Source organism: Flavimobilis sp. BM9 (assembly GCF_058313055.1).
This window is the reverse complement of sequence record NZ_JBZEMO010000005.1, coordinates 194,191-206,144: the sequence shown is the minus strand read 5'-3', so window position 1 is coordinate 206,144 and position 11,954 is coordinate 194,191. Positions and strand designations below refer to the sequence as shown.

Below are 11,954 nucleotides of genomic sequence, written 5' to 3'. Positions count from 1 at the left end.
CCTCCGCCGCCACCACGAGGGACCGCCGGTCGAGCGCGCCGCTAGCAGCCGGTGATGCGGTAGAGCGTCGTCGTGCCCGCCGTGTCGACGACCTCGACGCCCGACGCGGGCGCACGCAGCAGCCCGACCGCGTCGACGTCGACCTTCGCACCGTCCGCGACGCCGGCCGTGTCGAGGTAGAAGTGCGTGACCCCGAGCCGCTCGACCGCCGCACACACCTCCGCGTCCAGGTCGGCGAACCGCTCGCGCAGGAGACGCTGGTCTGCGGACAGGTTCTGCACGGCGAGCTGCGGGAAGACCGCCCGGCGGTGCGCGACGGAGTAGGTGAAGGCCGCGCCGTTGCGCGGGTCGCCGAGCACGACCGCGTCCGCAGGCGTCGTCTGCGGCATGCGGCGCAGCAGCTCGACCTCCTCGGCGCGGACCATCGTGCCCCACACGATCTTCTCGGGGACGTAGGCCTGCTCGAACCGGCCCGTGCGCGCGGGCACGAACCACCCGACCGTCACGACGACGAGCCCGACGACGAGCCCGGACGCGGCCGCCACGACAGGGACGCCCCGCAGGCGCCGGGCGACCGGACCGTCCGTCCGCGTCGCCCACGTCCCCATGAAGCGGGCGCAGGCGAGCGCGCCGACCGCCGCGAGGGGCGCCGCGACGACGGGAAGCACGGCACCCACACGCGCCGCCTGCGTGTACCAGAGCCCGGTGAGGAGCCTCAGCACGTTCGGAGGCCCGGACGCGAGCGCCGTCAGCGCCACGACGAGCACGTACGCGACGACGATCCAGATGCTCGCCTGACCGACGACGGCCGCGTCCCGCGGCGCGTCGGGCGCACCCGTGCGCGCCCGGCGCAGTGACGCCCGCACGACCGCGACGATGCCGACGATCGTCAGCAGGGCGACCGGCAGGTTCCCGACGGTGGGCCACCCGAGCGGCTGCCCGAGGACCGTGTGCAGCACAGCGAGGTGGAAGGGCGTGTCGACGTCGCGCTCGTACGCGAGCACGTTGCGCACGACCGGGTTCGCGAGCAGCACCGCACCGCCTACGACGAGCGCGACCGCGGTGACGGACGTCCCGACAGCCACGCGGCGGCGTCGGGCAGGCTCGCCCGTGCGCCAGCGGCGCGCGAGCCCGCGCGCGAGCAGCGCGACCACTCCGGGTACGAGCAGGAGGAGCGCGGAGAACAGCGCCGACGCGTGCGCGAGCGCGACGCCGGCGAGCGCGGTGAGGAGCACGACGCCGGTCGGCACGAGCCGCCCGGGCGCCGTGATCGGCGCGACGCCCGGGTGCCCCCGCAGCGCCGCGACCATGAGCGCGAGGACACCGGGGATCAACGCGATACCCGCACCGAACGGCCACTGGGCGAGCGTCGAGAGGATCACGACCGGGAACGCGCTGAAGCCTGCCCCGAGCACGACGACGAGCGCGGTGCGCCGCGGGTCCCCGCCGAGCAAGGTGCGGCCGAGGGCGGCCGTGCCCAGGAGCCACACGACGACGCCGAACACGAAGGTCGACGCGTTCGCGGCGGCGGCGACGCTCGCGAAGCCCGGAGCGAGCGCGACGATGGCGTGCCACGCCGCCGGGTAGTAGACGGTCGGCGACACCGCCCCGTACAGCGGCGCCATCGCGCCGAGCGACGACGCGTTCCGGGTGTCGAGGATCGCCTGGATCCCGCTGACGTGGTAGACGCCGTCCCAGTGCTGCATGAGCGCGTCCGGGGCCACCATGCCGCGCGCGATCGGGAGCGCGAGCAGGAGCGCCGAGACCGCGACGGCCCCGCCGACCCAGGCCGCTCCGGGCCGGTCGAGCCGGAGGTCGGGGTCCGCGAGGCCGTCGGGGGCCGAGCCGCGCGCACGGCGCGTGCGGCGTCCCCACCCTCCGAGGAGCGCGGCGAGGCCGACGGCGGCGGTGAGTGCGACGAGGACGGGCGGCCACGACCACGCGATGCCGAGGCGTCCGAGCACGATCGCCGTCGTGCCGTAGAGCGCGACCGACACGGCCGCGCCGCCCCCGAGCGCGAGGATCCCGCGCACGCCCGCCGCGCGCAGCACGAGCGCACCCGGCACGACGACGGCGACAGTCATGGTCAGGAGCCCCGGGAGGAGCTCCCACCAGCTCATGCAGGCGCCCCCGTGCCGATCACGAGACGCGGGACGCCCTGCCACAGGGCTGCGTCGGTCACGCGGCGGCCGTCGACGAGCAGGCGCACGCCCTGCACGTCGGCCGGGGCGAGCTGCGCGTAGTCCCGGTGGTCGGCCTGGACGATCGCGACCTCGGCGGAGCCACCGAGGTGGAACGGGACGAGCCCGATCTTCTCGAGCTCCTCGTCGGTGAACATCGGGTCGTGGACGACCACCGTCGCGCCGCGCGACTCGAGCGCCGCGACGACCGGGAACACCCCCGAGAAGGCCGTCTCCTTGACGCCGCCGCGGTAGGACGCACCGAGCACTGCGACCGTGAGGCCGTCGAGCGAGCCGAGCAGCTCCTCCGCGCGGGCGACCACCCGGGCGGGCGTCGCGGCGTTGACCGCGCGCGCCTCGCGGACGACGGACGCGTCCGGGTCGACCGACAGGTAGAGGCGCGGGTACACGGGGATGCAGTGACCGCCGACGGCGATGCCCGGGCGGTGCAGGTGCGAGTAGGGCTGCGAGTTGCAGGCCTCGATCACCTGGTAGATGTCGATGCCGGCCTTCTCGGCGAACGCCCCGAACTGGTTGGCGAGCGCGATGTTGACGTCGCGGTACGTCGTCTCGGCGAGCTTCGCCATCTCGGCGGCCTCCGCGGAGCCAAGGTCCCACACGCCGTTCGGCCGCGCCAGGTCGTCGCGCTCGTCGAACGTCAGGACGGCCTCGTAGAACTCGGTCGCGAGGGCAGCACCCTCGGCGCTGAGCCCGCCGACGAGCTTGGGGTACTTGCGCAGGTCCGCGAACACGCGGCCCGTGAGCACCCGCTCCGGGGAGAAGACGACGTGGAAGTCGCGGCCCTCGACGAGGCCTGACGTTTCCTCGAGCATCGGCTTCCAGCGGCCGCGCGTCGTGCCCACCGGGAGGGTCGTCTCGTAGGAGACGAGCGTGCCAGGCGTCAGGTGCTCGCCGAGCGCGCGGGTCGCGGCGTCCATCCACGCGAAGTCGGGCTCGGCGGTCTCCTCGTCGACGAACAACGGCACCACGAGCACGACCGCGTCGGCGCCCGGGACGGCGTCGGCGTAGTCGGTCGTCGCACGCAGGCGCCCCGCGGCGACGGTCGCGGCGAGCTTCTCGGCGAGGTCCGTCTCGCCGGGGAACGGCTCGGTCCCCGCGTTGACGAGCTCGACCGTCCGCGCGTTGACGTCGACCCCGACGACGTCGTGCCCGGCGTCGGCGAACTGCACGGCGAGCGGCAGGCCGATCTTGCCGAGGGCGAGTACTGCGATGCGCATGGGGCTCCTAGAGATCTGCGTGTCGGGGGTGGGGCGTCGACCTGGTCGGCGCTCTCCGCCCCCGAGCATACGACCGCGCGACCTCACAGACGCGTGCTGAGGACCGACGCCGTCATGAGGCGCAGCGGCGCCTCTCGGGCGAGGAGGGCACGCAGGTCGCGCGTCCGCAGGGTCACGAGCGTGCCGTGGCGTCGGCGTCGCACGGAGAGGCGCGCGAGGTCCGCGCCGCGCTGCGCGACGTCGTCGTCCGACGGTTCCGGGGCGCGTACCGCGTCGAGCAGGTCGCGCTCGGCGACCGACAGGACGCGCTCGTAGCCGGGTGCGAAGTCCGCGAGCGCGAGGGCAGCCGCGCGCAGGCCTGCGAGGTCACCGCGCGTCCAGGCGTGGGCGGTGCCCCTGTTGTGGACGGCAGCGAAGAGGTTGATGCGTGTGAGCTTGGCGGCGACGGCCCGGCGTGCCGGGCGCGGGAGCGCCTCGAGCGTGGGGCGCGCGACGGCGTCGTGCACGCACGCGAGCTCGTCCTCGACGGGCTTGGCGGTGAAGGTGACGCGGTCCGCGGCGTCGGCGCCGATGACGTACGCCGGGCCGCGACGGTCGTACGCGACGGCGTCCGCACCCGCCCACAGGCCGAGCCCGAACCAGGTGTCCTCCCCGACCGGCATGCCGGGCGTCATCGCGAGCCCGAGCCGCTCGACAGTCTCGCGGCGCAGCAGCCCGAGCGGTGCGCTGCGGTACGCGAGGCGGTCCCGCACGAGGTCGAGGCGACGCGCGCGGAAGGGCCGCGCGGGCGGCGTCGGGACGGCAGGCCCGGGGCCCGGAGGTGCGCCCGGCGCGCCGAGAGCGCCGTGACGCAACCTCGGCACGACCGCGTCCGCGCCCGTCCGGCGCTGCAGGCGCACCCACGAGTCGATCGCGCCGGGCTCGAGCACGTCGTCGGAGCCGAGGAGCGCGACGAACGGCGCCTGCGCACAGTCGAGACCGTGGTTGAACGGACCCGCAGGGCTGCGGACGCCGTCGGAGAAGCAGACGAGCCACATGCTGTGCGGCCCCGCGGCGGACGTCCGGCTCACGTGGTGCAGCCGCGCCTCGACGAGGCCGGGGTCGACCTCGTGGCACACGACCGTCACCCGGACCGGGACCTTCCCGGCCAGGGCCGAGGCGACGGCACGCTCGATCGGGCGGTGCTCCGAGTGGACGGCGACGACGACGTCCACGACCGGCTGCTCCCCGCCGAGCGTGCCGCCGCTCATCCGCGCCTGCGTCCTACGATGCCGTGCTCGCGGGCCGCCGTGACGATCGCGTCGCGGTAGGCCCGCTCGAACCCGGCGACGACCGACTGCGGCGAGAACGCGCGCCCGATCGACGCTGCGATCTGCGCGGCGGAGAGCCCCTGGGTCTCCTCGTCGACGTGCAGCACGGCGTCTGCCCAGTCGGAGGGCGCGCGTCCCTCGACGAACGTGCCGACCTCGCCGCGCACGTACTCGCGCTGCGCGCCCTCGGCGCCGACGACGACGGGACGGCCGTGCGCGAGCGCCTCGGCGATCGCGACGCCGAACGTCTCGGAGCGGGTCGGCAGGACGAACACGTCAGCGGCCGCGAGCTGCGCGAACACGACGTCGGGCTCGACCTGCCCGGTGATCGTGAGGTGGTCGCGGACGCGCAGCCGGTCGGCGGCCGCGAGCGCGTCGCCGCGGAGCGGGCCGTCACCGACCCACGTGAGCGACGCGTTGACACCGCGGCGGCGCAGCTCGCCGAGCGTCTCGACCATGAGGACGGGGTCCTTGCCGGGGACCATCGCGCCGACGGACACGAGCCGCAGCGGCGCGCCCTCGGCGGTGGTGCCGGCGCGCACGCGGCGCGGCGGGACGACGGCGGGCGTCGCCGCGATGCACGGCACGACGGACGTGGGGCGGTCCCCGCGCAGGTCGCGGATCGGGGCGGTCGCCATCTTGGACACGGCGGTGACGACGTCGGGCTTGCGCAGGACCGGGAGCAGGAGCGGGGTCGCGAGGCGCATGACGAGCGGGAGGTCGACGCGCGTCGTGACGCCGTGCCAGTGCTCGGTGTGCACCCACGGCACCTGCGGCCGGTCGTTCCGGACGAACGGCAGGAGCGTCGAGAACGCCATCGTGTGCAGCACGTCGGCGTCGCTCGCACGCTCGAGGATCGCCGCGCGCGCAGCGGCGTGCTGCCGCACGGCGCTGGGCTCCATGACGACACGCTCGACCGGGACTCCGCCGACCTCGGTCTGCGTCGGGGCGCCTTCAGCGAGGCGTGGGGCGACGAGGTGCAGGACGCGCACGTCGTTGTTCTCGGAGAGCGCGGCGACGTCCTTCGCGACGAACGAGCCGGTCGCGGGCGATCCCGGCGTCGGGAACCAGGTCGTGGCCACGAGGATCTTCACCTGCCCAGGTTAGCGGCCCGGCGCCAGGTTCCCTGCCTGCGGCGACGCGAGGCCTCGGTAGGGTGAGCGGCGTGAAGATCCTGTCCGTCGTCGGCGCCCGTCCTCAGTTCGTCAAGCTCGCACCGATCGCGCACGCCGCTGCGGCAGCGGGCGTCGAGCACGTCATCGTGCACACGGGGCAGCACTACGACCCGATGCTCTCCGACGTGTTCTTCGAGGACCTCGGCATCCCGGCGCCGGACGTGCACCTGGGCGTGGGCTCGGGCGGCCACGGCGCGCAGACGGGTGCGATCCTCGCCGGGATGGACGACGTGCTGCTGGAGCACCGCCCGGACTGGGTGCTCGTGTACGGCGACACGAACTCGACGATCGCGGGCGCGCTGTCGGCGGTGAAGCTGCACGTGCCCGTCGCGCACCTCGAGGCCGGCCTGCGCTCGTTCAACCGGGCGATGCCCGAGGAGCACAACCGCGTCATGACGGACCACGCGGCGGACCTGTGCCTCGCGCCGACGGAGGTCGCGATGAAGCACCTCGCGGACGAGGGGCTTGCGGCGCGATCGGTCCTCGTCGGGGACGTCATGACGGACGTCCTGTACGCGACGCGTGACAAGGCGCTGGCCGACGGCGGCACGGACGGCGGTCCGGCGCTCCTCGCCGCGGCGGGCCTGACCGCAGGCGAGTACTACGTCGCGACGATCCACCGCGCGGAGAACACGGACGACGTCGCCCGCCTCGGCGGGATCCTCGACGCGCTGCGCAGCCTCGATCGGCCGGTGCTGCTGCTCGCGCACCCGCGGCTCGTCGCGAAGGCTGCGGACGCGGGGCTCGCCCTCGAGGGCGGCTCGCTGCGCACGCACGCTCCCCTGGCGTATCCCGACCTCGTCGCGGCGGTGTCCGCGAGCGCGGGCGTCGTCACCGACTCGGGCGGCCTGCAGAAGGAGGCGTTCCTGCTGCGCGTGCCGTGCACGACCCTGCGCACGGAGACCGAGTGGGTCGAGACGGTCGAGCTCGGCTGGAACGTCCTCGTGACCGACCCGACGGGCGAGGCCGGCTCCGCGGCCGTGCGTGACGCCGTCGTGCGCCCGCGCCCCGCGGACACGGACGCGACGCCGTACGGCGACGGGCACGCCGCCGGGCGTGTGATCGAGGCGCTGCTGGGCTGAGCGGTGTCGTCAAACGGCAACACCGTGACCGTGTCGCCGTACGACGACACCGTCGGAGTTTCCGGGCCCTAGAGTCGAGGCACGGGGCGCGACGGCGCGCCTCGGTGAGGAGGCTGACGTGTCCGCGCTCGCACGCAACTACGCTCCCCTGCCCGTCACGCTCACGAGCGGCGAGGGCAGCTGGGTCACGGACGTCCACGGCCGGCGCTTCCTCGACCTGCTCGCGGGGTACTCGGCACTGAACTTCGGGCACCGGCACCCGGCGCTCGTCGAGGCGGCGCACGCACAGCTCGACCGGGTCACGCTCACCTCGCGGGCGTTCGACCACGACCTGCTCGAGCCGTTCGCCGAGGCGGTCACGTCGCTCACGGGCACCGAGATGCTCCTGCCGATGAACACGGGCGCCGAGGCGGTCGAGACGGCGATCAAGGCGGCGCGGAAGTGGGGCTACGAGGTGCGCGGTGTCGCGCCCGAGCAGGCGACGATCATCGTCGCCGACGGCGCGTTCCATGGCCGGACGACGACGATCGTGTCGTTCTCGACGGACCCCGAGTCCCACGATGGGTTCGGTCCGTACACGCCCGGCTTCGTCGTCGTGCCGTACGGCGACGCCGACGCGGTCGCGGAGGCGATCGACGACACGACCGTGGCGGTGCTCGTCGAACCCGTGCAGGGCGAGTCGGGCGTGATCGTGCCGCCCCAGGACTACCTGCCGCGGCTGCGCGGCGCGTGCGACGACGCGGGCGTGCTGCTCGTCCTCGACGAGGTGCAGTCGGGGCTCGGACGCACGGGGACGACGCTCGCGCAGGACCTCGCGGGCGTGCAGGCCGACCTGACGACGCTCGGCAAGGCGCTCGGCGGGGGGATCCTGCCGGTGAGCGCCGTCGTCGGGCGGGCCGACGTGCTCGGCGTGCTCACACCCGGGACGCACGGGTCGACGTTCGGCGGGAATCCGCTCGCGTGCGCCGTCGGCCTCGCGGTCGCGGAGCTGTTGAGCCCCGGCGACCTTCAGGAGCGCGCGGCGGTGCTGGGCGCGCAGATGCGCGAGCGTCTCGACGCGCTCGTCGACGAGGGCCTGCTCGACGGCGTGCGTTCGGTCGGGCTGTGGGCAGGCCTCGACGTGCACGGCACGCACGGGCCCAACGGTGGACACGCGCTCTGCGAGGAGATGGCCCGCCGTGGGGTGCTCGCCAAGGAGACCCACGGCACCACCATCCGCCTCGCTCCCCCGCTCACGATCCGCACCGGCGACCTGCACCACGGCCTCGACGTCCTCGGTGACGCGCTCCGGTCGCTCGCGGCCCGGTAGTCACGCCGAACCCACCGCTGAGGGGCGCCCTGGTCCGGCGACCGAGCAGGCGCTCCGCAGACCGAGAGGCTTGCGGGCGCGCGACGGGCCCGGCCCCCATATCGTGAGATCGTCGGCCTTCCGAGGTCGGCCAGCTCGCCGACCCGACGCCAGGGAGACCTCCGTGCACGCGCCGTCTCGACCCGTCCCGTCCACGTTCCGCGGCGGCACCCTTCTCGTCGCCCTCGCGCTCGTGACGCTCGCAGGCTGTTCCACAGGCGAGGATCCGACACCATCCAAGCCCGCGACAGAGGCCAGCACGACGCCAGCAGCCGCCGCGCCCGGCGGCACGGCGGAAGCGGCGTCGACCGACGTACCCGCAGCTCCCGACGCCCCCGCCCTTCCGACGTCGTGCGCCGCGATCTCCCTCGTCGAGGGAACGCAGGTCACGGGCGACGACCTGGGCCAGTGCCTCGAGGACTTCGAGCGTGCTGCCCGCACCGGCAGCAGCCTCGTGCGGCTCACACCGGACGACCCGGGCGTCGAGACGCAGTGGCTCCACGCGGACGACGGGACGTACGCCCTGCTGACGGGCCGCGACGGTGGCGACCGCGTCGTCGTCACCCCCGACGGCGGCGCGAGCGAGGACGAGGGCCGCTGGGTGCGCGCGGACGCGGGCGGCTCGTTCGACGAACAGCTGGCGTCCAGCCACGTCGAAGCGCTGCGGCCTCAGGTGCAGCCCGACTTCCAGGCAGCGCTCGTGCGACTCGCCGACACGTGGCTTGTCGAAGGACGTGAGGAGGTCACGGTGCTCGACGGCACCAAGCGCTCGCTGTGGCGCATCGCGTCCGCGAAGCCCGTCGAGCTCGTCGCAGGCATGCCAGCCGACGTCAGCCTCTACACGGACGTCCCGGGAGCGACCGAGGTCATGATCTCGACCGGAGACGGCAACACGTCCGAACGTCTCTACGGAGCCTGGGGCACACCAGTCGACGCGACGGCGGTCGAGGACGCGGTCGCCCAGGCGCTCGACGCCGACTGAGGCAGGATCAGTCCTCGGCGAAGCCGGTGGCGATCGCGGGGGTCGGGTCGGGACCCTCACGAGCCGGCGGCGCGGGCGCCCGGTCGACGAGCCAGACGAGCCCGGGGCCTGCGTCGGGCAGCACGACCCGCTGCGCGATCTGGTACCCGATCGCGCCCTCGACCCCCTGTGCCCATGCCTCGACCTCACCGAGCGTCGCGTCGTCGACGTCGTAGGCACTGATGAACCACCCGGGTCGATGGATGAACACGCGCAGGTTCGTCGTGTCGCTCTCCCACTTCGTGTCTCGCTCGTCGACCAGGACCGGCTCCATGCCAGCCAACCTAGCCGTCCCGCGGCGCGTAGACGAGGGCGCTACGGGTGCAGCGCCTCGATCGCTTCGCGCCAGATCTCGACCTGGCTCTCCGAGGACAGCTCGCGCGCGCTCGCGTGCGACGCGGCCTTCCACGCCTCAACCTGCTCGGCGGCGAGCGCGTCGAGCACCGAGGTCAGCGCGGCGGGCGCGAAATCCGCCGTCACCGCACCGACGCCGTGCTCGCGCACGACGCGCGCCATCTCGGGGCTCGGCCCGACGATCAGCGCGAGCCGCGCCTGGACGTAGTCGAAGACCTTGTTGGGCAGGGCGTTCGCGTTGTTGAAGCTCACGGGCGGCAGCAGGTGCAACCCGACGTCGAACCCGTTCAGGGTCGCGACCAGCTCGGCGTACGGCAGCGGGTCGTGGATGCGCACGCGAGGCTCGCCCGCCGCCCGCGCGCGCAGCTCCGCGAGGTAGCCGGGGTCGTTCGGGACGAGGAACAGGTCGAGGGTGACGTTGGCGGTCGAGGCGGCGACGGCGTCGACCAGGATCTCGAGGCTGCGGTTGCGCAGCGCGACGCCCGAGTGGACCAGGCGCACGGGCGACCCCACCGGGCCGGGCGTGAGGTCCTGGTACGGCGACGCGTTCGTCACGACGCCCGCGCAGAACCCGAACCGCCGCTCGTACTCGTCCGCGATGCCCTGCGCGACCGTCGTCACCGACGCGCAGCGCGTGACGAAGCGACGGCACAGCCAGCGCATGTAGGGCGCGACGAACCAGCGCCAGCGGCGCAGCTCGGTGTTCTGCTTCGGGGCGTACTCGTGCAGGTCGGCATGCACGCCCCAGCGCGGCTCGGTCGACAGCGCGAGCGGCACGGCGTCGACGTCGTCGGCGAGGACGATGTCGAACGTGCGGCCCGCGAGCAGGTCGCGCGCCTGCGCGACCGCCGCGTTCCCCCAGTACACACGCCCGTACTGGCGCGCGAGGAGGGGCACGGGTGCCTTGCGCCAGTGCTCGTTCGCGTCGTCGACGCGCAGGTGCTCGACCACACGACCGTCGTCGAGCACGACCGCCGGGCCGTACCCGCACGTCGTGACGTCGTGCTCCTGCGCGAGCATGCGCACCTGCTTGAGGACGCGCGCGTCGGACGCGATCGGCGAGAACGACAGGATCAGCAGGGTCGGACGGGTGGTCATCGCGCACCCCCGTCGGCCGGAGCCCCGACGAGCGCATCGATCGCGCGCTCCCACACGAGCACCTGCTGCTCGGCGCTCAGCTCCCGCGCGACGGCGTGCGACGCCGCCCGCTGCTCCGCGACCTGCTCCGGCGTGAGGCCGTCGAGCACGTCCGCGAGCGAGCGCGCGTCGAAGCCCGACGCGACCGTCCCGATGCCGTGCCGCTCGACCGCGGCCGCCATCTCCGGCGTCGGGCCGACGACGAGCGCGAGCCGCGCCTGCACGTAGTCGAACAGCTTGTTGGGCAGCGCGTTCGCGTTGTTGAAATTCACCGGCGGCAGCACGTGGATACCGATGTCGTACCCCGCGAGCGTGTCCCCGAGCTGCGCGTACGGCACCGGGTCGAGCACGCGCACGCCGTCGATCTGCGCCGCGCGGGCACGCAGCTCGGCGATGTACGCCGGATCGTTCGGCATGAGGAACAGGTCGAGCGTGACGGGCGTCGTCGTGAGCGCGACGGCGTCGAGCAGCACCATGAGGTCGCGGTTGCGCAGCGCGGCGCCCGAGTGGACGAGCCGCAACGGGCAGACGACCTCGGTGGGTGTCCGCTCGGCGTACGGCGCAGCGTTCGTCACGACCTGCGCGTGCACCCCGACCTCGGACGCGTACGCCCGCGCGAGCCCCTCGCCGACCGTCGTCGCCGACGCCGCCCGGCTGACATAGCGGCGGCACAGCCAGCGCACGTACGGGCCGATGCGCCGCGCCCACGCCGGGTTGTCGTCGTGCAGCCGCGGCGAGTACTCGTGCAGGTCCGCGTGCACCGGCGCGCGCAGGCTCAGCGCGAGCGGCACCGTCTCGACGTCGTTCGCGAGCACGACGTCGAACCTGCGGCCCGCGAGCGCAGCCCGCGCCGCGACGACCGCGGGCGTGCGCGTGTAGACGAGCGGGTAGGCGCGCAGCGTGATGAGGCGCCCGTCGAGCGCGATCGTCGCGTCGTCAGGCAGCTGCAGGTGCTCGACGACGCCCGCCGGCGCAGGCCCGTAGCCGCACGTCGTGACGTCATACCGGCCGGCGAACAGCTCGACCTGCTTGAGGACACGGGCGTCCGACGCGATCGGGGAGAACGACAGGATCAGCAGGCGCGGTCGGTTCGAGGCACTCACGCCGTC

The 11,954-nt window shown here is 74.1% G+C and carries 10 protein-coding genes; 3 read left to right on the top strand and 7 right to left on the bottom strand.

Features of this window, described 5'->3' with window-relative positions:
* Nucleotides 1-41 precede the first annotated feature (41 nt).
* The 4 genes from AC4F3Q_RS10540 to AC4F3Q_RS10525 form a co-directional block, all read right to left on the bottom strand.
* The gene (locus AC4F3Q_RS10540) at nucleotides 42-2,120 is read right to left on the bottom strand and encodes a DUF6541 family protein (protein ID WP_491039921.1); all 2,079 of its coding nucleotides are present in this window, start codon (nucleotides 2,118-2,120) and stop codon (nucleotides 42-44) included.
* Entirely contained in the window at nucleotides 2,117-3,418 is a 1,302-nt protein-coding gene (locus AC4F3Q_RS10535; protein ID WP_491039920.1) for a nucleotide sugar dehydrogenase, read from the bottom strand. The genes AC4F3Q_RS10540 and AC4F3Q_RS10535 overlap by 4 nt, the downstream gene beginning before the upstream one ends.
* A gap of 83 nt (nucleotides 3,419-3,501) precedes the next feature.
* Entirely contained in the window at nucleotides 3,502-4,668 is a 1,167-nt protein-coding gene (locus tag AC4F3Q_RS10530; RefSeq protein ID WP_491039919.1) for a glycosyltransferase, read from the bottom strand.
* The gene (locus AC4F3Q_RS10525; RefSeq protein ID WP_491039918.1) at nucleotides 4,665-5,822 is read right to left on the bottom strand and encodes a glycosyltransferase; all 1,158 of its coding nucleotides are present in this window, start codon (nucleotides 5,820-5,822) and stop codon (nucleotides 4,665-4,667) included. Before AC4F3Q_RS10525 ends, AC4F3Q_RS10530 begins: the two co-directional genes overlap by 4 nt.
* 71 nt (nucleotides 5,823-5,893) lie before the next feature.
* Between AC4F3Q_RS10525 and wecB the strand changes: the two genes are divergently transcribed.
* From wecB to AC4F3Q_RS10510, 3 genes are all read left to right on the top strand, one after another.
* A complete protein-coding gene (gene wecB, locus AC4F3Q_RS10520) occupies nucleotides 5,894-6,985 on the top strand; it encodes a non-hydrolyzing UDP-N-acetylglucosamine 2-epimerase (RefSeq protein WP_491039917.1) in 1,092 nt (363 codons plus the stop codon).
* Nucleotides 6,986-7,103: 118 nt separating this feature from the next.
* Complete coding sequence (gene rocD, locus AC4F3Q_RS10515; protein WP_491039916.1) at nucleotides 7,104-8,294, top strand: ornithine--oxo-acid transaminase; 1,191 nt, start codon at nucleotides 7,104-7,106, stop codon at nucleotides 8,292-8,294.
* Nucleotides 8,295-8,457: 163 nt separating this feature from the next.
* A complete protein-coding gene (locus tag AC4F3Q_RS10510; protein WP_491039915.1) occupies nucleotides 8,458-9,315 on the top strand; it encodes a hypothetical protein in 858 nt (285 codons plus the stop codon).
* A gap of 7 nt (nucleotides 9,316-9,322) precedes the next feature.
* On the opposite strand, the gene AC4F3Q_RS10505 is transcribed toward AC4F3Q_RS10510, so the two are convergent.
* Genes AC4F3Q_RS10505 through AC4F3Q_RS10495 form a run of 3 tightly spaced genes read right to left on the bottom strand, consistent with a single transcriptional unit; the run spans nucleotide 9,323 to nucleotide 11,948 of the window.
* Entirely contained in the window at nucleotides 9,323-9,628 is a 306-nt protein-coding gene (locus tag AC4F3Q_RS10505; RefSeq protein ID WP_491039914.1) for a hypothetical protein, read from the bottom strand.
* 41 nt (nucleotides 9,629-9,669) lie between these two features.
* The gene (locus AC4F3Q_RS10500; RefSeq protein WP_491039913.1) at nucleotides 9,670-10,806 is read right to left on the bottom strand and encodes a glycosyltransferase family protein; all 1,137 of its coding nucleotides are present in this window, start codon (nucleotides 10,804-10,806) and stop codon (nucleotides 9,670-9,672) included.
* A complete protein-coding gene (locus tag AC4F3Q_RS10495) occupies nucleotides 10,803-11,948 on the bottom strand; it encodes a glycosyltransferase family protein (protein WP_491039912.1) in 1,146 nt (381 codons plus the stop codon). Before AC4F3Q_RS10495 ends, AC4F3Q_RS10500 begins: the two co-directional genes overlap by 4 nt.
* Nucleotides 11,949-11,954: the final 6 nt, after the last annotated feature.

Coding starts and splice junctions, on each gene's coding strand:
- AC4F3Q_RS10540 (WP_491039921.1), bottom strand. CDS start 2,120: ATGAGCTGGTGGGAGCTCCTCCCGGGGCTCCTGACCATGACTGTCGCC.
- AC4F3Q_RS10535 (WP_491039920.1), bottom strand. CDS start 3,418: ATGCGCATCGCAGTACTCGCCCTCGGCAAGATCGGCCTGCCGCTCGCC.
- AC4F3Q_RS10530 (WP_491039919.1), bottom strand. CDS start 4,668: ATGAGCGGCGGCACGCTCGGCGGGGAGCAGCCGGTCGTGGACGTCGTC.
- AC4F3Q_RS10505 (WP_491039914.1), bottom strand. CDS start 9,628: ATGGAGCCGGTCCTGGTCGACGAGCGAGACACGAAGTGGGAGAGCGAC.
- AC4F3Q_RS10500 (WP_491039913.1), bottom strand. CDS start 10,806: ATGACCACCCGTCCGACCCTGCTGATCCTGTCGTTCTCGCCGATCGCG.